The sequence below is a fragment of the Lewinellaceae bacterium genome (assembly GCA_020636105.1).
Classification (GTDB): Bacteria; Bacteroidota; Bacteroidia; order Chitinophagales; family Saprospiraceae; genus BCD1.
Genome location: JACJYL010000002.1, coordinates 1,585,888 through 1,610,236, shown reverse-complemented (window position 1 = coordinate 1,610,236; position 24,349 = coordinate 1,585,888). Strand labels below are relative to the sequence as shown.

General features: G+C 47.2%; 11 protein-coding genes. 4 read left to right on the top strand and 7 right to left on the bottom strand.

Annotated elements, in window-relative coordinates:
- Nucleotides 1-169 precede the first annotated feature (169 nt).
- Together H6571_23485 and H6571_23480 are read right to left on the bottom strand one after the other, a co-directional pair.
- Nucleotides 170-9,013: a PKD domain-containing protein gene (locus H6571_23485; GenBank protein MCB9326710.1), complete on the bottom strand. Its 8,844-nt coding sequence runs from the start codon at nt 9,011-9,013 to the stop codon at nt 170-172.
- 352 nt (nt 9,014-9,365) lie between these two features.
- Entirely contained in the window at nt 9,366-10,535 is a 1,170-nt protein-coding gene (locus H6571_23480; protein ID MCB9326709.1) for an NAD-dependent epimerase/dehydratase family protein, read from the bottom strand.
- A 210-nt stretch (nt 10,536-10,745) separates the two neighbouring features.
- Here H6571_23480 and H6571_23475 point away from each other — a divergent pair, with 210 nt between their 5' ends.
- Together H6571_23475 and H6571_23470 are read left to right on the top strand one after the other, a co-directional pair.
- Nucleotides 10,746-12,242, top strand: coding sequence for a hypothetical protein (locus tag H6571_23475; GenBank protein ID MCB9326708.1), 1,497 nt, complete (start codon nt 10,746-10,748; stop codon nt 12,240-12,242).
- Nucleotides 12,243-12,325: 83 nt separating this feature from the next.
- The gene (locus tag H6571_23470; protein MCB9326707.1) at nt 12,326-14,272 is read left to right on the top strand and encodes a glycoside hydrolase family 97 protein; all 1,947 of its coding nucleotides are present in this window, start codon (nt 12,326-12,328) and stop codon (nt 14,270-14,272) included.
- A gap of 411 nt (nt 14,273-14,683) precedes the next feature.
- Here H6571_23470 and H6571_23465 read toward each other — a convergent pair whose 3' ends face one another.
- Nucleotides 14,684-16,252 carry an L-serine ammonia-lyase, iron-sulfur-dependent, subunit alpha gene (locus H6571_23465; protein MCB9326706.1) on the bottom strand — a complete coding sequence of 523 codons (1,569 nt, stop codon included), beginning with the start codon at nt 16,250-16,252 and terminating at the stop codon, nt 14,684-14,686.
- A 232-nt stretch (nt 16,253-16,484) separates the two neighbouring features.
- Here H6571_23465 and H6571_23460 point away from each other — a divergent pair, with 232 nt between their 5' ends.
- A complete protein-coding gene (locus H6571_23460; GenBank protein ID MCB9326705.1) occupies nt 16,485-16,862 on the top strand; it encodes a RidA family protein in 378 nt (125 codons plus the stop codon).
- A 186-nt stretch (nt 16,863-17,048) separates the two neighbouring features.
- On the opposite strand, the gene H6571_23455 is transcribed toward H6571_23460, so the two are convergent.
- The 4 genes from H6571_23455 to H6571_23440 form a co-directional block, all read right to left on the bottom strand.
- Nucleotides 17,049-17,507: a hemerythrin domain-containing protein gene (locus H6571_23455; protein MCB9326704.1), complete on the bottom strand. Its 459-nt coding sequence runs from the start codon at nt 17,505-17,507 to the stop codon at nt 17,049-17,051.
- Nucleotides 17,508-17,606: 99 nt separating this feature from the next.
- The gene (locus H6571_23450) at nt 17,607-18,311 is read right to left on the bottom strand and encodes a L,D-transpeptidase family protein (GenBank protein ID MCB9326703.1); all 705 of its coding nucleotides are present in this window, start codon (nt 18,309-18,311) and stop codon (nt 17,607-17,609) included.
- A 26-nt stretch (nt 18,312-18,337) separates the two neighbouring features.
- Complete coding sequence (locus tag H6571_23445) at nt 18,338-18,868, bottom strand: GNAT family N-acetyltransferase (protein ID MCB9326702.1); 531 nt, start codon at nt 18,866-18,868, stop codon at nt 18,338-18,340.
- 122 nt (nt 18,869-18,990) lie between these two features.
- Nucleotides 18,991-22,728: a T9SS-dependent M36 family metallopeptidase gene (locus H6571_23440; GenBank protein ID MCB9326701.1), complete on the bottom strand. Its 3,738-nt coding sequence runs from the start codon at nt 22,726-22,728 to the stop codon at nt 18,991-18,993.
- A gap of 433 nt (nt 22,729-23,161) precedes the next feature.
- On the opposite strand from H6571_23440, the gene H6571_23435 reads away from it, so the two are divergent.
- The gene (locus tag H6571_23435; protein MCB9326700.1) at nt 23,162-24,319 is read left to right on the top strand and encodes a BtaA family protein; all 1,158 of its coding nucleotides are present in this window, start codon (nt 23,162-23,164) and stop codon (nt 24,317-24,319) included.
- Nucleotides 24,320-24,349 lie beyond the last annotated feature (30 nt).

The following is a 24,349-nucleotide window of genomic DNA, read 5'->3' as shown; positions in this document are numbered from 1 at the left end:
CCACAAAATACAACTTTAAACAGAAGTAGGGTTATGTTTTTACACGGGAACCTGTCGAGCAGGAAAATATCAGGGTCCAAACCGGCATTTAGGTGTCTGGAATATTCCAAAAATAAGGGCAAATTCCCGAAGCAGGAATTTGCCCTAAAGAAATCCAATTGATTATTTTTTATTCAATAATCACTTTATGGTAATAAGCTTTTCCTTCGGCGGCGAGCCTGACAAAATAGATTCCCGAAGGCAAACGATTGAATTCAAAGACTCTGTTCAGGTTTCCGGTGCGCATGTCAAGGGTTTCCGAATATTCGATCTGCCCCAAAACATTCAGCAATTTGAAGTCCAGGGCGTTCACCGGCTGACCTTTGATGTTCAGCGTAAACCGTCCGTTGTTTGGATTCGGTGCCAGGGTAAATTCATTGAACCATAGCACTTCATTCACCCCGTCCACGATCACAGTAATGGTTTCCTGGTAAGTATTGGATCCGCAATCATTGGTCGCGACTAAAGTGACCTGATATTCTCCGGGAGCATTATAGGTATGGGCCGGAGACTGCTGGGTACTCAATTGTCCGTCTCCAAAATCCCACGACCATGAAGTGGGATTGTTGGTTGAGTTATCGCTGAAGGTAACACTCAACTGATCCGAAGTAAATGTAAACCCGGCTACCGGAGTTACTGTGTCGTCCATATCTACCACAGCGCTTGCCGTCGCTGTACATCCGTTCGATCCGGTGACCGTCAGGTTGTAGGTACCTACTCCAAATACTGTAGGATTTTGCTCACTGGACATGAAATTGTTTGGCCCGGTCCAGGAGAATGAACTGCCTGCAGGATTGGAGGTTGCTGCCAGCTGAACGCTTGGAGTATTACAATCGAGTGTTCCTCCCGCTGCCGTGATGGCAGGGGCAGCGTTGTCGAGGTTGACAGAAGTCGATGCAGTTGCTGTACAACCGTTGGGTCCTGTTACGGTAACGGTATAAGTACCAATTGCCGTGACAAAAGGACTGGCTTCACTGGACATAAAGTTATTCGGTCCGGTCCATAAGAAGCTGCTCCCCGCAACGCTGGAAGTGGCCATTAAATGGACATTGTTGTTGTTACAATTGATGGTTCCGCTCGTAGCCGTAGCTACCGGTGCAGTATTGTCCACCCCAACGATTGCGATGTCAATGGCCGTACATCCGTTGGGTGCCGTGATGGTCAGGGTGTAAACCCCTGTCAGCGAAACACTTGGATTCTGCTGGGTAGACATAAAATTCCCCGGTCCGGTCCAGCTGTATGTGACACCCGGGGTGTTGGAACTTCCCATCAACTGAACAGGAGTATTGTTGCAATCAAGGTTGCCTCCGGCGGTAGTAATGTCAGGCTGGTTTGCATTGGCAGAAACGATAGCGGAGGCGGTTGCCGTACAGCCATTGGGTGCCGTGGCAGAAAGATTGTAGGTGCCGGCTGTGGTTACAAAAGGATTCTGTTCGCTGGACATGAAGTTATTCGGCCCTGACCAGCTGAAAGTGCTTCCGGGAATACTGGAGGTTGCCATTAATTGAATGTCGTTGGCATTGCAATCGAGCATTCCTCCTGTTGCCGATACAGTAGGCACATTGTTGTCAAGTACTACCGTTGCAGTTGCGACACCTGTACACCCATTTGGAGCGGTTACGGTAAGTATATAGTTACCAGCCGCCGAAACAGTCGGATTCTGTTCACTGGACATGAAGTTGTCCGGTCCGGTCCAGCTGAAAGTGCTGCCTGAAATAGAAGAGCTTCCGGCCAGTTGAACAGGTGTCCCATTACAATTAAGCGTGCCGCCCGTTGCCGTTGCCACCGGCGGTGTATTATCCTGAATAACCTGGGTCGTCGATACGGAAGAACAACCATTAGGTGCTGTACCCGTTACGGAATATACTCCCGGAGTAGTGACAAAAGGACTGGATTCACTGGACATGAAGTTATTAGGTCCGGTCCAGGAGTAAGTAGTTCCCATGATACTTGAAGTAGCCATTAACTGGACATTGCTTGTATTACAATTCAATGTTCCGCCCGTCGCGCTGATGGTTGGGAAAGTATTGTCTATGACAACCGAGGCAGTGGTAATGGCAGAACATCCGTTAGGCCCCTGAACGGTCAGTGTGTATGTCCCGGGAGCTGTAACGACCGGGTTTTGCGAAGTGGAAGTAAAGTTGTTCGGCCCGACCCAACTGTAAGTAACGCCGGGTGTGGATGAACTTCCCATTAACTGGACGACACTATTGTTACAATCGATCGTTCCGCCTGTTGCGGTAGCATCCGGAAGGTCTGCGTTGGCCTGAACCGTGGCAGTAGCGGTTGCTGAACAACCGTTTGGCGTAGTACAGGTGACCGTGTAAGTTCCGGGAACGGTGACAAAAGGATTTTGCTCACTCGACATGAAATTATTAGGCCCTGTCCAGGAGAAGGAACAATCTTCAGCATCCGAACTGGCTGTCAGTTGGGTATTACTGGTGCTGCAATCAATGGTGCCGCCGGTAGCGGAAACATTAGGCACCTCGACATCTTCATCGACCACGGCTGTGATAGCTGTGGTACATCCGTTGGAAGCCGTTACCGTAAGCAAATAATTACCAGGTTCTGAAACCGAAGGATTTTGCTCCGTGGACATGAAATTATTTGGGCCTGTCCAGCTGTAAGTTACGCCTGTCGTTGTGGAGCTACCCGTTAACTGTACGGAAGCATTGTCACAATCGAGCGTTCCACCCGTTGCGGAAGCATCCGGCTGGTCAGCATTGGCTTCAACCGTGGCAGTAGCTGTATTTGAACAGCCATTGGGCGCGGTGCAGGTTACCGTATAGGTTCCCGCTGTTGTCACGGAAGGATTCTGTTCACTGGATATGAAATTATTAGGCCCCGTCCAGGAGAAGGTGCATCCCGTAACCGAGGAACCGGACATCAGCTGGATATTGCTCGCATTGCAATCGAGTGTTCCACCTGTTGCTGTAACATCGGGTACATCGGTATCTTCTATCACTACAGCGGTTGCCGTGCTTGCACAACCGTTGGCTGCTGTAACGGTAAGTGTATAAGTACCGGCCCCGGTAACCGTTGGGTTTTGTTCTGAGGACACGAAATTGTCCGGGCCTGTCCAGCCGTAAGTCACGCCTGGAGTGGTTGAATTTCCGGGTAGCTGAACGGAAGTATTGTTACAGTCGATGGTTCCACCACTTGCGGAAGCATTGGGCAGATCAGCATTGGCATCAACCGTTGCTGTGGCTGTTGACGTACATCCGTTTGGACCGGTAACCGTAAGTGTATAAGTTCCTGCTTCCGATGCCGTTGGATTCTGAACCGAAGACATAAAGTTGTTCGGACCTGACCAGCTATAACTTGCCCCTTGTGTAGTTGAACTACCCATGAGCTGAACTGAAGTGACTGCACAATCAAGTGTTCCGCCGGTAGCGGAGGCATCCGGAGCTGTTTCGTCCAGGACTACTGTTGCGGTGGCGAGACTCACACATCCATTGGATGCTGTAACAGATAAGGTATAACTACCTGCGGTGGAAACGGTTGGGTTCTGTTCCGTCGACATATAATTGTTAGGTCCTGACCAGCTGTAAGAGACGCCGGCAGTACTCGAATTTCCGGAAAGTTGTACACTGCTGTTATTACAATCGAGTGTTCCGCCGGTAGCCGAAGCATCAGGCAGGTCACCGTTCTGATCGACAACAGCCTCTGCCGTGGCCGTACATCCTTGCGGGGATGTGGCTGTCACGGTATAGGTTCCCGGTACAGTAATAACCGGATTTTGCTGGTTAGACGAGAAGTTGTTCGGTCCCGTCCAGCTGAAAGTGACACCGGATGTATTGGAGAAAGACATCAGCTGGATACTGTTGTTATTACAATCCAGTGTTCCGCCTGCTGCACTTATATCTGGATCCGATCCAATGGTAACATTGACCTGGTCTACATTACAACAACCATTGCCATTGTAAACGGTGACGCTGTAGGTTCCAGGAGAAGCAACGGAAATTGTCTGGGTGGTCGCTCCAGTGGACCATTCGTAAGAGGCTCCGGGGTTGCCGGCATCCAGCACGACAGGGTTCCCGTCGCAAAGCACCTGGTCATCTCCAAGGTCAACCACCAGGTCATTGATAATCTCTATGGTGAAATATTCAGTGGCTGAATTGCCACATCCGTCCATTACCGAAATGGTGTACACATCTTCTATGATCCCCGGTACCGGGCTGCATCCTGTTACGGCCGGTGGTCCAAGTAAAGTAATCTGGCCGGTAAGGTCTCCCTCACAAACATCTGTTGCTGTGAGGTTTTCCAATAATTGGGCCACATTAGGATATGGATCGCCGCAGTTGATGGTGATATCGTTGGGAATTCCTGAAATTACAGGATCCTGAGTATCATTAAGGTTGACGAAAATTTGAAAGAAAACAGGATTGGTGTTTCCGCAATTATCCACCGCAGCATAATTATATGTAGCAGAAGAAGCATTCCCGCAGATAATCCCGCTGGTAGCTGTTGTAGGTACGATGTCGGCGACACCGCAAGCGTCCGTTGCCGTTGGTAAGTTGGCCGCCAGGGCTGCGTCAACATCATCCCCACATTCAAGGTTCAGCGTGATGGAACCTGCCGGGTTATCCCAAACCGGAGCCTGTGTATCCACTATGGTAATGGTGTAACTTTCCGAAGTGGTGGTGCCACAAATATCCATTACTGAAATGGTGTAAAAGCGTTCTTCGATGATTCCGTTAACGGAACAATCCTGAGTGGCCATAGCCAGATCAACGATGATGCTGCCGGTGATATCAATGCCATTGCCATCGGTGGCAAACAGGTTAATACCCGGAATAGGATCCGGTGGCAGCGCATCGCCGCATTCGACTGTGGCGCTACTCTGAACACCTGTAATTGTTGGAGCCCCGGGTTCATTTACAGTAACGGTGACCGTATAGGTATCTGAATTCAGACAACCGTCCGTAGCCGTAAAAGTGACAACATGCACCCCTGGCGGGTAAGTGCCTGAGGCGTCAGCGCCATTACTATTGGCGTACTGAGAATCATTGGTGATGCTTACATTGGTATCGCAAATATCTTCAGCCGTTACGGAAAGAGAAAGCGTTGCATCGCAGGACCCCGGATCTGTCAGGGTCGTAATGGTTGGCGGCGGTGTTGACGTGAAAGTCGGAGCTATATTGTCAGAAACGATGATCGTAACGGTATACAGATCAGGGTTTTGGTTTCCGCAAACATCTGCGGTGGCATAGTTGATGTGTTGGGTGAAAGCATTCCCACAGGTGGTGCCACTGGTCGCTGAGGCCACATAAACATCAGGATCAGGGTTAACGCCACAACCATCGGTTGCTGTAGGAATATTAGCTGCAATAAGGGCATCGATATCATCACCACACTCAGCATTCAAGGTGAGCGATAATCCCGGATCGTCCCATACAGGAGGTTCGGTGTCCACAACGGTAATGGTCCAGGTGATCTCTGCCGTATTGCCGTTGGCATCGGTGACGATGTAATGATCAACTACCGTTTGAACCGGGCCGCCATTGGAACAATCCATGGGATTGAAATCGGAAAAACTCCAGCTAATGTCGCCGGAGATATCGCCATCACATTCATCGGTCGCAAAAATATTCACACCGCCTTCTAATAACGGCGGTAAACCTGCGCTGCATTCAACCGTAGGTTCCGGTTCGGTGATAGACATGACAGGCATATCGAGATCAGGATCACATGGATCGACAACTGTTCCACAGGAGTATTCCGAGGATTCGGTGCCATTTCCGGTAAGATTCGCTAAAAATGTTGCTGCCACTACCTGGCCACCGGAAAGTGGAACAGGAGGAGCCCATGACCAGTTTCCGGCTCCATCGGTAGCTACGAAAGCTTCAAAAAATCCCTGACATGCCGCAGTACAGCCACCTATATCATTCTGAAGGTAAATACAAACTTCCCCCATACCCGGAGCTGTACCCGTGATCAGTTCAGGGGCGGCGGAAGTGATGACCGGAGGCTGAAGACCGTTATTGCCAACGCCAAACTGGTCAATAGCTATATCGGAATTACAGAAAAAGTCATTTTCAAGAATACGGGTGTAATTGGAACCGTTTGTTATACCTACCTGATTATAGGCAATGGTGTTTTCCCTGATGAGGTGATAACCTGTGCTGGTGTTTGAAATTACAATGGCTCTAAATCCTCCGTAATTATTATTGGCCTGATCCGTTCCAAGGTAATTGCCTGTAATGGTCAGGTTGTTGACGCCGTCCAGGATGACGATCATTGATTCCCCGGTAAGGCCGATACCACCGATGGTATTGTTGGTGATAGCAATGAATTCGGCATCGTTTTGCAGCCAGACCCCAACGGAATTGGAGGTGGAGCCCACACCATTTTCATCAATATTCAGGATGTTGTTGTCAACGGTTGCATTGGTTGCATCGGCAAAGCTTATTTGCGAGAATGTATTCTCTGTAATGATATTATTGTTAATAATAGCATTATTGTTCCCAAGGATGCTGATGCCGTCACCGTCGAAATGTTTGATCATCAAACCATTTACCTGGCAATCACTCCCAAAAATTGTCAAACAGTTGCCCGGCCCGGCGAGGCTACCGTTGATATAGATAAGCGGCGTGCCGGCATAACCTGGCTGAGAAGTACCGTCGATAATTGTTCCATCGTCATTAAGGGTGGGAAGTAAACTCAAAGGCGAGATCGTATGCACTCCGCCTCCCGGAATGTCGAACAGAATGGTATTGGCTCCCGGGGTATCATTGGCACAATTGATCGCTTCCCGCAAAGACCCCGGGCCGGAGTCATCGGTATTGGTGACCACGATGGGCTGGCCGGGCACACAAAAGCTCGAAACGGCGGCACAGGTATATTCAGAGGATTCGAATCCATTACCGGTAGGGTTGGCATAAAGCGTGACGGCCACTATTTCGCCATCAGCCAATGGCGCCGGAGGTGTCCAGGACCAGGTCAGGGTACCACTGTCAATGGACGCATAACCCTGGAAAATACCCTGACAGGCGGCATTGCAGCCTCCAATGTCATTTTGAATGTATATACAAACAAACCCGTCAAAAGGCGCGGTACCTTCTATCAGGTCAGGGGCAGCGGAAGTAATGACTGGTGGCTGCAGCCCGTTGTTGCCCTGACCTTCATTCAGGTCGATGGCTTTTATGCTATTACAAAAGAAGTCATTTTCATCAACGCGGTTTAAGTCAGACAGAACCGAAACGCCCGTTTGATTATAGGCGATGGTGTTACTGTGTACGTAATTATTATCACAACCATTTGCAATATAAATACCTGTGTTCCCGCCGTAGTCATTGTTGTTTTGGTCGGTGCCTATATAGTTATTGGTAATGGAAATATCATTGCTGCCACCTACGATAGCAACAATTTGTGCATTAACATTATTCAATCCACCCATGGTATTATTGTCAATACTCACGTCGTTACAACCATTTTGAAGATGAATTGCATAAATATCGCTATTGGTTGCATTCCCGTTTTCATCGATATTGAAAATGTTATTGGAGATATTAAAACCGTTAGCATTGTCTCCGAGAATTTGTTGGCCTGAGTTGTCAGTGAGTATGTTATTGGATATGGTCATTCCTGTATTAGCTAAAATTTGAAATGCCTGACCCTGAAAATTCTTGATCATTAACCCTGATACCTGGCAATTATCTCCAAAAACTACCAAACCAACAGCGCCGCCGGCATTATTTCCATTTAAATAAATTAATGGTGTACCATTATAACCAGGCTGTGAAGTACCATCAATATGAGTTCCTGGATCATTAAGAAAAGGAAGTTCGCTCTGGGGAGAAATAGTCTGCAATCCACCTCCGGGAATATTAAAGGTGATGGTATTCGGTCCGGGAGTGTTGTTGGCACAATCAATAGCCGCCCGCAATGATCCGTCGCCGGAGTCGTTGGTGTTGGTCACCTGGATGGTCGTAGAAAGGTTTTCAAATGCGCCCATATCAGGAGTACAGGCCCAAATACGGGGCTGATTATCTATATCAACAGGCAATGTTTCGCCAAAATTTCCATTATTATTCACATCAAGAATATCGGCAGGAAGCCAGGCTGAATTACCCGCATTGACAGCTGGAGAATTATCTTGTAAATGATAATCTAAACCCGGACTAACAAACATTGGATTTCCTGAAATATTACCGTTACTACCAAGGGTAATCCCTGAACCAGCTGCATTGGTGATCAAATTATTGTTAGCAGCTGTCAAAGGAACATCAGCTACCATGTCAGGATTAGTGCTTGCTGTATTGTTGGCAATAATATTATTATATAAACTTACATTAGTGCCAAGACCATCTACCCAAATTCCACCTCCTTCTGAAGTAGCACTGTTTTCTGTTATGGTTGAATTGATGATCGTGGTGTTAGCTCCTGCTAAAATGGCACCTCCTAAAGTGCCAGACGAGTTGCCCTTAAATAAGCAATTCACTAAAGTATAGGTTCCCGTACCTAATTCAAGTGCTCCTGCCTGGGAAGTAGCAGTATTGTTAATGAAATTACAGCTTACAAAGTTGGCAGTTATACTCCCGTAAATCTGAATAGCGCCATCATTTTCGGCGATATTTCCAAAAAAAGTACAATAAGAGGCATTTAAATTGGCTCCACAGGCTATAGCTCCTCCAAATCCTCCGCCCGCGTTTCCATTAATTAATTCTAAATTTTTTAGGGTAATAGTATTGGCAGCTCCTGTAATATTAAAAATCCGGCTGGAACCATTCGCGTTGATTGTCATCCCTCCGGCGCCTCCGTCAATACTTAGATTTTTATCTATAAGTATCTCTCCTGTCGTCAATACGATAGGCCCCGCCGTACTGAAAGTTATCGTTTGACCCGGTGCGGCGGAAGCCACCGCGTCCCTGAGGGAGCCGGCACCGCTGTCATTGTTGTTGGTCACTGTGATCTGCCCATGGGCAAAGATGCCAAGCGACATAAAAATTAAAAGGTAGAAAAGTCTTTTCATAATAGGTGTACAGTTTTGGTTATTTTGGCAGACAAAATGGGCCGGCCGTTTGTTAAAAAATTATCAGGCTCTTTCGCGGATCTGTTCCACAGGAGAGCCATTGAAGTCATGGCTATTTTACATGAATTAAAGGAGGGAAAGAGAGCGTAAACTTGTCAAGGTATATTTCAACCCTGGTGTGAATTTTGTTTGAGAAAAAAACAAGGATGGATCATTGTCATGAAGTTCTATTCAGACATTGAGGCCATTTGAGTTCAAAATTAGGAACAATATCTGTGGCATTTATACGTATTAATACCTGTTTTGAAAGCTGCAGGGGCTGTTTTAGGGGTGTAGGGAGAAGAAAAAGCCTTTATTTTCGCAATCTCCATGCTTTAATAATCGCTTTCTCATTGGTTTCATCCCATTTGTGCTGACGTTCTTGACTTACGGCATCTGAATACCACCAGTCGTAGATGTCCCGTGCGCTTTTGGCCAGGGGAGTAAAGGAGAGACCATTGGTGATGCCGAATTGATTATTTACCCGGGCAGAACCGTAATTGTCCCCAGTAGGCATAATCCACGGGATACGGTCGAGGATACCCTTAGCCTCCAGGAATTCGTAGTCGGGAATCATTGTATAGGAAACGGGGGCACTGAAAGCAGCCTGAACTCCGTAAACAAAAGCATGCATACCTTTAGGAGAGGCTGGTCCTACGGCATTGAAAGTTCCTGTAGTCCGGTTTTCAATCAGCCGGATCATCCATTGAGCTACATCCCTGACATCGATGTATTGAACCGGGTCATCACTTTTTCCGGGCACCATAACTTCTCCGCCCTGACTGAGCCTTATGGGCCAGAAGGTAAACCGGTCAGTGCGATCCCCCGGGCCCATCATGTAGGTCGGACGTACGATGATCGTGCGATCTATTCCGAAGGCCTTTTGGGCTTCTAATTCGGAATGGGCCTTCATGACACCATATTCGTACTCATAGGATTGTATTTCAGTAATCCCTACAGGAATCTCCAACACGAGTTTGGTATCTTCCTTAATGTCAGACCCGAGATAAGGATAATACACCCCGGTGGAAGAGGTATAAAGGTAAACGTCAACGTTGTCTTTCAGTAATGCTGCGGAATCTTTGGTCCATTGGGCTTTTTGCCCTGAATTGTCGATCACCGCATCCCATTTTCTGCCTTTCAGGGCTTCCAGGTCATTTTCGCGGTTCCCGGTCAGGTGCTCAACCTGTTTGAATACTTCCTTATGGATGGAGGACACTGTCTTTCCCCTGGTGAAAATGCTAACGGAGTGGCCCCGTTGCAGGGCATAAGCGATCTGGTGGGGTCCGAGGAAGCTGGTGCCTCCCAGGATCAGGATGTTGAGGGGATGTGGTGTTTTCCATGGACTATGGGAAATGTCAGGTTCTACCATGCTTCCACGTGCAAATAAGGGGGTGCTCATTGCTGAAAGGCCAAGGCCTGCTTTTAGACTTGTGCTTAAAAATTCGCGTCTGGTTTTTTCCCTGGAAGATTTTTTTCTCATGGTCAGGTGATTTTTATTTGAAATAATTAACAACAGTACAACCGAATTCATTCGGTGGACGAACCGTGGCGAATAAATCCAGTGGTTGGATCATGGCGAAATGAATCCGACAATACCTAAGTAAACTTAAGCATTTTTTTTTTAAAACATTATTTTGATAAAATTTACTAACTTTATTCCTCTTACATTTAAACGAAAGATCCCGAAATAATGCAAAAAAAACGGATTGGTTTAGCGTTGCTTTTTTCTTTCATTTTAATCGGTTCAGGTTGCAGTCCTGAGCCTAAAAAGGCCGAAAATGATGCATCCATAGCAAAGGAGGACGGATTGAATCTGCTGTCCTCTGACGAGACTCTTGTGCAGGCTTTTAACTGGGCCAAAAATCAGGCAATGGCTTATGTTCATGATGGGGAAGATCCGGTGGGGAAGTGGTATGAAGCCGCACTGCCCAACCGCCAGGCTTTTTGTATGCGCGACGTTTCCCACCAGGTAACAGGGGCGAATGTATTGGGACTTTATGAGCACAATGCCAACATGCTCTGCAAATTCGCCGCCAATATTTCCGAATACAAAGACTGGTGCTCGTATTGGGAGATCAATAAAGACAACGTCCCCGCCCCGGTGGATTACCGGAATGATAAAGAATTCTGGTACAACCTGCCCGCCAATTTTGATGTGCTCAACGCCGCCTGGAGCCACTACCTCTGGACGGGCGATCAACAAATGATAAAGGATTCTATATTTTTGCATTTTTATCAAAAAACCCTGACAGATTATATCGACCGCTGGGACTTATCGCTGGATAAAATTTACACGCGTAAACGATTTATGAACATGGTGGAAAAGGTCGATTCCAATGATTACTTCCACATGTGCCGGGGCATTCCCGGGTACGATGAAGGCCAGGGCGGCCACATGATCATGGGACTCGATCAACTGGTGATTATGGGCGCGGCTTTCAGAGCTGCAGGAGCTATGGAATACCGGAACGGAAACCTGGAAGGAGCCAAATCCAGGAATCGCCAGTTTGAAGCCATAAAAACTATGATCAACACCCAATGGTGGGACGAAGAAAAACAGGCTTTTAAAACTTTTTTGATGGATGACGGCAGCTATAAGTTCTCCGAAAACAAGGCGGTGTTGTTTTATCGCCTGACGGATGACCCGGTAAAATGGCAGGCCACAATGAAAGACCTCAATGGCAGGGTCAAAGATCTCAATATTGAATCTGCTTCCCACCTGCCGGAAGTTTTTTACCAATACGGAGCTTTGAAGACAGCTTACGAGACTCTTTTGTACTTGTGTGATGAACAGACGGAAAGGCGCGACTATCCAGAGGTTTCGTTCGCCGTGGTGGGTTCCATAGCTACCGGGATGTTTGGCATAAAACCAGATGCGAGGACTTACACGGTGATGACCCAGTCCCGGTTAAGTGATCAGACGGCATGGGCGGAGCTGGAAAATATTCCCGTACTGCAAAATAAAATCAACCTTCGCCATAGCGGTCATACAGAATCGATATTCACCAATAAACAAGGACAAAAAATAACCTGGAAAGCCTTTTTTCCGGGACATTTTGAAAAAATAGCGGTCGATGGAACAGCGCAAAAAATCCTGTATGCGAATGATCTTTCCGGACAGGAACTGAGTGGAGTAGTAGTAGGGGTGGAACCGGGACAAACAGTGAGAGTAGTAGGGGTGGAATAAGGGTTATCGCTTTGATTTTTGATTCAACAACAAGATCCTTTTTTAGGCCATTAAATTCATTTTTTTAGAATAAAACAAGAACCATGAAGATCAGTCAACAACCAACTTTTTTGTTTGTCATTTTAGCTTTTTTGACCGTCAACCTTAAGGCCCAATCCTACAAACTCGAATCACCTTCGGGAAACATAAAGGCCGAGATCAAGGTGGGAGAAGATATCGAACTGGTCGTTTCTTCCGGTAAAAAATCCCTTTTTGAAGCCAAACACATTGGCATGGCAGTTGCCGGGGATGCCAATATGTTTCGGGGCGGGAAAGTATTGAAAGCTCAAAGAAGTTCCGTCAACCAGGTCCTTCATCCGGTGGCGCCCGTGAAATCATCCGAAGTGTCGGACAAATACAACGGCTTGTCGCTGGATTTTGGAAATTATACCTTTGAATGCCGTGCTTATGACGAGGGGCTGGCCTACCGGTTTACAGGAAAAAAGGCAGGGTCAATTACCATTTTAACGGAAAATCTGCAACTCGGTTTTGCCGGCGGAAGTATGGCCTATTTCCCGGAAGAGCAGAGTTTCTATTCCCACAACGAGCGATATTATCAGTATGAAAAATTAGAGGAAATCGTCTCTGGAGCCTTTTGCAGCCTGCCCATGCTGGCGGTGGCAGATGGGGTAAATGTGCTGGTCACCGAGAGTGACCTGACGGATTATGCGGGTATGTGGTTAAAAAAGGAAAAGGGCACGCTCGAAGCCGTTTTTCCTAACTATCCTCAAAAAGTGGAACAGACCACTGACCGTGACGTACCCGTGAAAGAAAGGGAAGAATTTATAGCCAAAACCGATGGCAGCCGAACATTTCCATGGCGCATTTTTGCCATTGCCGAAAGCGATGCCGGTCTTTTGACCAACCAGCTGAGCTGGATTCTATCCGGAGAGAATCAACTGGAGGAAACCGATTGGATTCGCCCCGGGAAAGTGGCCTGGGACTGGTGGAACTACAACAATATTTACGGCGTCGATTTTGAGGCCGGGGTCAATACAGAAACGTATAAATACTACATCGATTTTGCTTCCGAAAACGGCATCGAATACATCATCCTCGATGAAGGCTGGTACAAACTTGGCGACCTGATGAGTATTGTACCGGAAATCGATATGGAGGAGTTGGTCCGTTACGGCAAGGAAAAAAATGTAGGACTCATCCTTTGGGTGGTCTGGAAAACGCTGGATGACCAGTTGGAAGTGGCCTTGGACCAGTTTGAAAAATGGGGCATCAAAGGCATTAAAGTGGATTTCATGCAGCGCGACGATCAGTGGATGGTGAATTATTACGAAAGGATTGCTAAAGAAGCCGCCAAAAGAAAAATGCTGGTCGATTTCCACGGTTCCTACAAACCGGCGGGACTGCATCGCAAGTATCCGAACGTGCTTACCCGTGAAGGTGTCTGTGGATTGGAACAAAGCAAATGGACGGAGAAAGAAACCCCGGAACACAATGTCACCCTGCCGTTCATCCGTATGGTGGCCGGCCCCATGGATTATACGCCCGGAGCCATGATCAATGCGGCAAAAGGGAACTACGCCCCTGTTTTCAACCAACCGATGAGCCAGGGTACGCGTTGCCACCAACTGGCGATGTACGTGGTCTACGAAAGTCCGTTACAAATGCTGGCCGACAATCCCACGAACTACAGGCGTGAACCTGAAATCATGCAGTTCCTGGGCCCTGTTCCCACTACCTGGGATGACACCAAAATACTGGATGCCAGGGTAGCCGATTATGTGGTGACTGCCCGCCGCAAAGGATCGGAATGGTACATCGGTGCCATGACCGACTGGGATCCCCGCGACCTGGAGATTCGGCTGGATTTTCTTGAAGCAGGTAAAAAATATAAAGTTACCATTTACAAAGACGGAAAAAATGCCCATCGCCACGGCAGCGATTATGCAGTGGAAGAAAAAGTGGTGGAAAAAGGTGATTTGCTGAAAATGCACCTGGCCCCTGGTGGCGGTTGGGTGGCGAGGCTACGGTAAGAAATATTTCAGGCATCGGCGGACAGGAGTCCGCAACTTTGGTCCGTGTACGACAGGAAGTCGTAACGAGCGATAGGTTTTTTATGGAAATAGTATTCCAAATCCAATAGCAAAAGTCCAGCGACAGGCGTTTATCAAAATTCCATAACGAGCTTCAAATCCTGCAAATCCACAAATCCCGAAAATCCTGATCCTGGCAAATGAAGGAGCATATTAAAAGCCAACGGACGGGAGTCCGCAACTTTGGTCCGTGGACGACATGATGTCGTAACGAGCGATGGGCTTTTATGGAAATAGTATTCCGAACCCATTAGCAAAAGTATTGCGACAGTCGTTTATCAAAATTCCAGAACGAGTTTCAAATCCTGTAAATCCAAGAATCCCGCGAATCCTGATCCAGACAAAAAAACATCACGCATTGTTTTTAGCTAAAATTACTTTCAGGTCAAAGGCAGTTTTTGTGATGGCCAGTCCGCCTTTGCCTGTGCATTTCACGCAGGTAGGCATTTGTGCGCTCACCCTGGAAACGGTTTCAATGACCTCGCCCAATGGGATGACGGCGTTGAAGCCGGCAACGGCCATGGTTGCAGAGGAAAGGGCATTCATGGCGGCGCTGATATTTTTACCAAGGCATGGTACTTCCACCCTGTCGGCAACGGGATCGCATACCAGTCCGATCATATTCTGGATGGCCATGGAGGCGGCACCTAGAGCCTGTCTGGCGGACCCTCCAAATAACTGTGCGATGCCTGCGGCGGCCATGCCTGCCGAAGCACCGCACTCCACCTGGCAACCGTGTTCTTCTGCCGAGAATCCCGGGCCTTCGGCAAAATAAACACCCACCATGCCTGCCGCAAAATAGGCTTTGATGACTTCCTCGTGTGTTGCACCGAGGTCATCAGCTACGGCCCTTAAGACGCCTCCAACTGCTCCACAGGAACCGGCAGTCGGGTTGGCAACCACCACCTCCATGGCACTTTTGGATTCCATGATGGCAGCAACATTGGCTATAATGTCATTGACCAGTGGATTCATGGTAATTCTCCCCTTTTGCTGGGCTTCACGGATCAGGTGGGATTGCTGAGGGAGGATTCGATCTTTGTAAACCGTGCCTGCTAAACCGATCCTGATACTGTTTTCAATGATGCCAACGATATTTTTCATTTTATCCAAAACGATATCTTCTCCAAGTCCGCTTTTGCATTTTTCATAGATCAAACCGATATCTCCCAGGTCAAGGTGCTCTTCCTCGGAATATTTTAGGAGAGATTCAATTGTAGAAAAAGGTAATTCGGTTTCATTGCCCGCAATGATGGGCATCACCGGGTTGATTAAAACAACTGCATCAATGGATGGAATTTGCCATAATTGCTGTTGCACCTCATCAGGTATGATTTTAGAAAATTTAAGGTTGAGCAAAACGGTTTCCCCATTTATGGCGCGCGAAAGCGATTGGTATGCAGGAAGTATGGATTTGATTTGATCCATAATATCGGACTGGTCTTTAATGAACAGCAGTAATTCGTAAAAGCTGCCGGGCATTTTCACCTTAAAGCCGTTGACTTCCCTGATTTCCATGGAGCCACCTCCCAGGGAAACCCCGAGGATACGGGTGGTTTTTCCGTGAATACCTTCCAGGGTTAAACGGACGGTATTGACATGATTGGTAGGAAAGGAGTTGATTTCATAAAGGATGGAAATATTTTTTTCTCTGGCCAGTTTTTCGGTTTGTTTCATCCGGTCATCTGTCATTTCCAGCCCCAAAAGCCCGCCGTCGATTCCAACGGTCGTTCCCTGTTCCCGGTAATTGGGAGCCCAGGCGCCATCCTTGTCAAAATCAACGATGGCTTTTTTCAGAGGTTCATTTAAAATATCCATTCCCATTTTGGCAATGCGCCAGGAAGCGGCGGTATGAGAACTTGAGGGACCGCGCATAACGGGGCCAATCACATCATTAAATATTCCGGGTGCGTTTTTCATGTTTTTGTTAGTTAATAAGTAAGGTATTCAGGTTTATGCATGGATGGTTATTCTTCGGCATCGTAATATATTAAAAAAAATCAGGGTCAGGAATTTTTGAAAGGATGGCAGTTTGTTTTTTTTTAAAATGAACATAAATTAATGATCGCCTGATTCACAATTTACATTTTTAAACAGTCTTAGCCTAACTTTGTAATTTCAGAGTATCATTTCAAATCCAAAATTTTAAGTCATGGAGATTGTAAAATCATCAAAAATCCCGCCTGCAAACGGCCATTATTCGCCATGTATAAAAAGCAATGGCATGTTGTACCTTTCCGGCCAACTTCCCATTGATCCGGCAACCCGGAAGGTCCCGGCCGGTATTGAGGCGCAAACGGATCTGTGTTTGCAGCATGTCGAATTGATCCTGGAAGAAGCCGGTTGCTCCAAAACGGACGTGGTGCAGATGAGACTTTATATTTCAGATATCGATCTCTGGGGTAAGGTGAATGAGCGATATGCGAAATTCTTCGGGGATCATAAACCGGTAAGAAGTATTCTGCCTACCCGTGAATTGCATTTTGGTTGTTTGATTGAAATTGAGGCCGTGGCGGAGTTGCCAGAATAAAAAATAGCCTGGTTTTTTTAAGGGAATAATAATCAGAACGAATTACCAAAAGTTCTGGGCAGGCATTTATCAAAATTTCAGGATCAGATTCAAATCCTGCAAATCCACAAATCCCAAAAATCCTGATCCAGACAAGAGAAGGAGTCAATAAAAACCGGCTGAGAATAAAAATTTAAGCTGACAAGATCATTCCCAAAAACGGTCGGGCCAGATGTCGCAACTGGACGAATCAGTATGCATTTTTTCTATTGTTTGCCATTGGGATTCCGATGCAGTTCGCTGGATTTCGTTGAACAAAATCCTTTCTTCAAAGCGAATATGATCGGCCAGTTCTGTTTCGATCTGCCGGAGGGCGGATGTTAAATCATGGTCCTGCCTAAAGAGATTTTCCAACCGAACATGCTCATCTATGGCTTGTTTAACATTAGGATCGCTTTCTTCCATGATGGGGAAGATATATTGCTCCTCCAATTCAAAATGAGGCTGAAGGTGGTTTTCCCAAAACCAATCGGTGTAGGCCTTGATTCGGTCGATTTCGATATTTCGCTTTAAGCCTTCGCGTATTTTCCAACATAATAAAAGGCCGCGATGGTGATCCCGGCTCAAGGGTTGCAAAGCATGATGTCGTTTAATTGGTTTTGGCATAGTTTAATTGTTTTTCTGCTTCGTTGGCTTTTCCCGCCCGGCTCAAAATCTTCAGGTAGGCAAATGGAAACCCTATTGTGTTTGTTTGCATAACTGTATTTAATAATCCACCAAAGCCCTTTGGATTTGTTCATACAGCTCCCGGCCCCAACCAATATACGATATTTCAGGAAAATCCTCCCTTTTTCTAAAATCCCAAGGACTAATGACCACGTCAATTTTACCGGGAAGGGCATGGCTCATGATTATAAAAAGCTCTTCAATGCCTTTGTCTCCAAGGGGGATGCATCCAATGGTTTTGTTTTTACCGTGGATAAAAATGTCGCCTCCCAGGTGGGTTCGGTTCTCGTATGTAGCCTTCTTTCGGTCAAAATCATTGGGATAGCTCACTTTTGCTGAAAGATGGTAGCTGCTGTTGGGGTTCAGATACTCTATATGGTAAATGCCCTCGGGAATTTGACGGTCTCCATCTTTTAGTTTGGGGCCTATTTTCCCGCTGAAAGCCGTAAAAGGGTAGGTTTTTATCAGCTGCCACTTTTCTTCCTGGCGACCATACAATTCGAGTAGTTGCTCTTCCTTAAAAACGAGCAAGGAAATGTTTTTAGGGAAGGTCTCAAATCCTGCCGTTTTAAGGTCGCCGGCGATTCTGTTCCAAACGATGGTATCGAATTTCTGTTGGATGGAAGCTACTGTTTCATTTCCATTTGGTTGCGGATAATCAGAGTCACGACGTGTGAATCTGTTATAAAAATAAACCAAAATGGCAGCGGAAGAGAATAATAATATGGAGCGTAGTTTTTTCATAAAGCGATTTTTGATTCCAATTGAACCTACCTTACCAGGGCATAAATATCCAAACTAATAAATTTTCCGTTTTTGACCTCACAATCCTTCATGCAACCTTCATGCACAAAATCCAGTTTGGCCATGGCTCTTTTGCAATTCAGATTTTCAGCTTCCACAAAACCTTCTATCCTGTGAAGTGCGAGCATTTCAATACCGTAATCACAGATCAAAGGTAAAGTTTCTTTCATGATGCCTTTTCCCCAGTGTGCGGGCAGCAGCCAAAATCCGATCTCTGCTTTTTGATGTTCCCGACTGAGGTTATTGAATCCACCGGCTCCCAGGAAATCTCCATTGTTACGGTCACAAACCGCCCACCAGATGCCCGTCCCGGTTTTTTCGAGATTGGCAAACCAAGTCATTTGTGCCCTGGTGGCCTCAAGACTATCAAAACTGACCGCATAGTATTTGGTAATATCGGGATGGGATAACCCTTTGAATATATGTGGCAGATCCTGATCGGTGATTGGTCTGAGCCGGAGCCGGGGAGTGGTTAAGGCAGGAAAGGGGACAGGCATGGTGGTTTCTTAAAATGGTTAAATGGCAGCGAATAAAAGGCGTAATTTTCCGAACCTGACGACCTCAAATGGGTTTAAGTATCGGGAGGTCCGGAAAATTAGGTTTGCAAAAAAAATAGTTTCTAACGCTCGATCATCAGTTTTCTCAATTCAGATAAATGGCTTCCTTTTATTCTGACAAAATAAACCGAAGCCGGCAGCTTTTCTATGTCCAGCGTCGTAAAAGTTTGTCCACTAAAAAGCGTCGTTTCAAACAGAAACCTACCACTGATGTCTGTGAGCTGAAGATGCAGATCCTCCGTCAGCGGTTTACCCAAAACCACACGGGCGCTGCTACTGGCCGGGTTGGGCTGTAAAGTTATCGCAGGCACATCTGACAGGATATCTTCCACTCCGACGACAAAAGTGAAGTCCTGGGTGCTGGTACAGGCTCCGTCGTTAATGGTCAGGGTTACAACGTAGTTGCCCGGGAATTCATATAAATGTACCGGAGAGTCCTCGGTGGAAGCATTTCCGTCACCAAAGTCCCAGAGCCAACTGGTGGCTCCGGTGGAGGCATCGGTAAAGGTCACCGTTCCGTTGCCGTCATCCACGTAGTCGAAGGCACTCACTACCGGACTTACCGTAAACATTACCGGTTCGGAAATGCATTGCGGTTCTCTCACTACAATATCATAAAAGTAATAGTAATAGTCCAAAGGTCCCGTATTGGCGGAGGAACTATGGATGGTCAGGTAATCTTGGAGCACATAGGGGAAACTCGGCCCGCTGTTATTTCGGTAAAGGTTGACATTGTGGCCGCCGATATTGTAATCCCCGGCTTCGGGCACCATCATGTTCAGGTAAACGACTTGTGGCCCATTGACCAGATCCACTGTGACTTCTGCCACGGTATTGCTTGCAGAAGGAAAGGAGCCATCGTTGTTAAAACCGTTGGCAAGGCTGAAAGTCCGTGGGCCGGCGCCCTGGGCATCCACCCAGACAGAAACGATCTCAAAAGGTTGTTCCGCCGTAAAATTGAGGGCTCCATGGTAGCCGGAAACATGGTATCCTCCACTTCCAAAATTCGGATTCAGAGCGCCTGCTTCAAATGAAGGACCTCCTTCCAGGTTTTCCACATAAAAGGTTCGTGTGCTCGTAACATCAGGAACAATGAGGGACTCTTCCCCTGAAATGATATTATTTTCCGCATCCCGCCACTGGGGATGTCCCGTCAAAACAGGAAAAACATAAGCGTCATCTCCCAGACACACTTCTACGTTCTCAACCTGTGCCACCGGGGGCTGCTCAATAATGATGTCCTGGGTGGTAGTGTCGCTGCCTATATTGTTGTTTACGACGAGTTGCACGGCGTAAATTCCACTTCCGGGGAAAGTGTGGATTGGGTTTTGAATGTTTGTCGAAGTGCCGTCCCCGAAATTCCAAAGCCAGCTGTGTACGATCTCATAGCTGTTATCACTAAAATCGACTGTTTTGTTACAACTGTTGAGGCTGCCGGGGGTAAAAGCAGCCACAGGAGCTTCTGTAGCTACAAAGCATAAAGGCGGAAGGTCGAATGCCTCATTTTGGTCGGTTCTGCTGTTGGTGCTTCCCTGGCTGGCGCTGTATCCAAAACCTCTTTTGGCAAAAACCTCCCATATAAGGCATTGATGGGCACCTTCATATAGCAATTGGTCGGCTTCCAAAATGGCATCGCGGCCATCTATCATCCCCGGGTTGCAGGGTTGTATTTTCAGGGCTTCAATTACCAGTTGCATGGCGATATTGTTCCCTCCTGTACCATGGTAAACATCCGGGTCAGGGGTGCCGCCATATTCGTCGATAAGTGCCCAGGTAAGATCCCAAAGGGCCGTGGCGAAAATGAATCCAACGCCATGCGGCAGGGAGATCTGGTTTTCATTATTGGAATCCCCGTAGGTAAATGGGTTGACTTCGAAGTCAGTGGAATAGGGAGCCGGACGTATCCCGTTTCCGGTGATGGGCTCTCCGTTGGACCAGGTTCCCATGCCACGAGCATCGGTCCCGAGGTCGCCGGGTTCGATGGTGAGCATGATGGCAAACCAGTCGCTCCATCCTTCACCCATCTGTTCGTCATTGGAAAGGCATCCCGTATTGCTTCCTCCACCTGTCAGGCGGTTGGAAATGCCGTGTCCATATTCATGGGCAATGATGCCGTTGTCAAAATCCGCATCCTGGATGATTTCATCAAATCCTGCATTGCTAATCGACCCGTTGATGGCCCCATTGGCGAGTTCCGCCTTGAAGCTCTCTCCATCCACTTTATAGACCATAATGGAAGGAATAGTGATTTCATTGTCGGTGCCGCCCATAGTGGTTGGATTGCCGTCGTTGTTGTTGATCACGATGACGGCCAGGGCACCCTGGTTTTGTGCGCTGAGAACCTTTACTGTAAAATTGCAATCGCCACGGTCAACCAGTGCGATCTTGCCAGAAAGGGCATTCCCGTTGACGATGGTTTCGCAGCCATTGCTTATCGGATCCACGTCATCTTCCATCAAAACAATATCTGCGGTAATAGGTGTTTCCGGTAAACCTGGACCGAAACCTGCGCCACTGGCCTGGTAAGTCCCTGCAATTCCGGCAGGGGAATTGATCACCAGGAAGTCACCAAGACCGCCGTACCAAAGGTACATTTGCATCCTGGGGTTCTGTCCGTCCGGAGGAGTACCGAAATTGGCGTTGTTGGTGCCGCTGCCATCCTGGGCTTCAGCCTGCACATAATCCCCTCCATTGCCCTCATGGCCATAGTTGCTCAACTGGAAATTGCCGCTGGCCTCATCAAAACCATAATGATACCAGATGTCGTGCATCATGTTGTTCATGTAAAACAGGTTGGTGATGGCTGCCGGCTGATAATTTAACGGATCATCAGCATTGTTGTAATCGAAATTGAATTCCAGCATGGGACCGCCATCCGGACTGAAGCCAAGAGCCGGATCATCATTGTCGCCGGTATCTTCATAAGCAAATACATTGTTGCCCCGGGTTGTGGTAAATTCAGCACCCGGAATGCCATCGGTATCATGCCAGCCCAAAGGAGAGGCAATAGGGTCTGCGGGGTTGGTCACAATGGAGCGGTCGCCGTGGCCGGGACTTTCGAGAGGCAGCGGAAATATATTGTAGGAATCAGGCGCAAAGGTAGCCGCCGAATTATGTTCTTTTTGAACAGATGCCTTCTTCCGGGTAGTGTGTTCGTGGGTAAAAACGGTATGATCCACATCGCAATGCGCCACCCAGTCGTTTTTATCCAGCAAGGCTCCGGTTTGGGCATCAATGCGTACCGACCACCAGTGATTGGCATCCAGGGTATAAATGGAAAGGTTCCACGCCAGCCGGACTTCTTTTTCCGAAAGGGCGTAATACATCAGCTCTACCGGGATATTTTCTTTTGAAATATTGCCTTTGTCGTAAATGAATTCATGGGTACTGACCGGCTCCAGGAGTCTAAGATTAGTTGGAGAGGGCAGGTTTAGTTGTTCCGCTGCCGCGGCGATCGCCTCCTTTGGATCGATGGAAGGTAGGGCATACCCTGCTTTTTCATTCAACCCGCTGATCAGGCGGTTCCCCATGCTGACCACCTTACCGTTTTTAAGGGCAAAATTGGCCAGTCCGTTAAAAACGGGAATGCCCTGGAATTGCTGCCGGATGTAAACGTAGGTCGCTCCGCTTTGGCGGGAGGTATGCTGGTCGGTAACGGTCCAATCCTTAATGTCGGTAGCCGATAAATTGAGCTCGCGTCGGTGTTCATCAAGGTATTGACGAATGAATTGTTCGGGGTTTTGTGCGAAAGTGAGAAAACTGCTCATGGAGAACAGCAGAAAGAGTATTGTTTTTTTCATAATAGACCCAATGATTTTGTTTGAGTGAATTGGTAATTGAAATTCCCGTAGATTTTGGCGTCCTGGAAAACTTCAGTAAAAATAGGAATTAATTAATTTCACCATGCCCGAAATTGTTGGGAATGGAGGTATGGTCTTTTGAATGACGAAAATATGGACGGGCGTTAGTGGTTGAATGCAAGAATGCAAGAATGCAAGAATGAGGGAATGTGTTGGTTTTACCAGGTTAAAAACAACAATTTGAACCCTTTGAACCCTTTGAACCCTCCTGACCTACGGTTCGTGATGTCGCTCCGCTCAACCTGAAATCAAACCTGTTTTTTTATGAAATTTACTTTCAATTAATACAAACTTAAAGGAAAGATAATTTGCAAAATACTGGCCTGGCAGTACGAATGGATAACTTTGCCCGAATATCAAAGACATTATTCCTATGATGGTTGGAGAAAAAATACGGCACTGGGTTTTTGACCGCGTGCATTCCGGGAACCTTGTTTATAATGCCTGTTGGGAAGACCCCCGTTGCGACAGGAATCTCATGGAGTTCGATACGGACAGCGAGATCGTTATGATCACCAGCGCCGGCTGCAATGCATTGGCCTATCTGGCCGATCATCCCAAAAACATTCATTGCATTGACGTGAATCCGCGTCAAAACGCCCTGCTTCAATTCAAACAAGCCCTCATCAGGCATACCGATCACGAAACCCTTTTCGGGTTTTTCGGAAAGGGCACCCACCCTGACCACGAAGCCATTTACCGGGAAAAGGTCAGAAGCGACCTGGGCCCTTATGCCCGGATGTTTTGGGATAAGAATATCCGTTATTTTTCTGACAAGGGCGTTCGTAAAAATTTTTACCATTACGGTACTTCCGGTATGGTGGCATGGTTTTTTTCGGGATACATCCGGGCCCGCAAACGATTGTACAACGAGGTGCAAAAACTGCTGAACGCCACCGACCTTGAAACACAGCACGACATTTATCTTCGCGTGGAGAAAAAACTGATGAACCGTATGGTGGAGGCGGTGGTCAACCGGCATTTTATCATGTGCATGCTGGGCGTGCCCGAGAGCCAGCAGGAGCTTTTTGTGAATGATTATTACCGGGGTGCCCTGGGATTTATCCAGGAACGGTTGCGTCATGTTTTTACCCAATTGCCTATCCATGACAACTATTTTTACCGGGTTTACATCAATGGGGAGTATACGGAAGCGTGCAGCCCGGACTACCTGAAAAAAGAAAATTATGATCTGCTTCATCAACAGGTCGATAAAATACACACTTACAACACCACCATTTCTGATTTTTTGAAAACAAATCCGGGAAAGTATTCTCATTTCATTCTGCTGGATCACCAGGACTGGCTGGCGGCCAATGACAGGAGAGCCCTGGAGGAGGAGTGGGCACTAATCCTCGCGAACAGCCGACCCGGCACCAGGATACTGCTGCGTTCCGCGGCCGAAAAGGTCGATTTCTTTCCTGATTTTGTCAGGGAGCGCCTGACGTTTGAAACAACAAACGTCAATATTCAACATCAACTGGACCGGGTGGGTACCTATGCCAGCACTTACCTTGGGATCGTAAATTGAAATTACTTGCCTTGTTTGAATCCAAGACAC

What these genes read in the sequence shown, in the direction of transcription:
- H6571_23485 (MCB9326710.1), bottom strand. Translation starts at nt 9,013, where the DNA reads ATGAAAAGACTTTTCTACCTTTTAATTTTTATGTCGCTTGGCATCTTT.
- H6571_23480 (MCB9326709.1), bottom strand. Translation starts at nt 10,535, where the DNA reads ATGAGAAAAAAATCTTCCAGGGAAAAAACCAGACGCGAATTTTTAAGC.
- H6571_23475 (MCB9326708.1), top strand. Translation starts at nt 10,746, where the DNA reads ATGCAAAAAAAACGGATTGGTTTAGCGTTGCTTTTTTCTTTCATTTTA.
- H6571_23470 (MCB9326707.1), top strand. Translation starts at nt 12,326, where the DNA reads ATGAAGATCAGTCAACAACCAACTTTTTTGTTTGTCATTTTAGCTTTT.
- H6571_23465 (MCB9326706.1), bottom strand. Translation starts at nt 16,252, where the DNA reads ATGAAAAACGCACCCGGAATATTTAATGATGTGATTGGCCCCGTTATG.
- H6571_23460 (MCB9326705.1), top strand. Translation starts at nt 16,485, where the DNA reads ATGGAGATTGTAAAATCATCAAAAATCCCGCCTGCAAACGGCCATTAT.
- H6571_23455 (MCB9326704.1), bottom strand. Translation starts at nt 17,507, where the DNA reads ATGCCAAAACCAATTAAACGACATCATGCTTTGCAACCCTTGAGCCGG.
- H6571_23450 (MCB9326703.1), bottom strand. Translation starts at nt 18,311, where the DNA reads ATGAAAAAACTACGCTCCATATTATTATTCTCTTCCGCTGCCATTTTG.
- H6571_23445 (MCB9326702.1), bottom strand. Translation starts at nt 18,868, where the DNA reads ATGCCTGTCCCCTTTCCTGCCTTAACCACTCCCCGGCTCCGGCTCAGA.
- H6571_23440 (MCB9326701.1), bottom strand. Translation starts at nt 22,728, where the DNA reads ATGAAAAAAACAATACTCTTTCTGCTGTTCTCCATGAGCAGTTTTCTC.
- H6571_23435 (MCB9326700.1), top strand. Translation starts at nt 23,162, where the DNA reads ATGATGGTTGGAGAAAAAATACGGCACTGGGTTTTTGACCGCGTGCAT.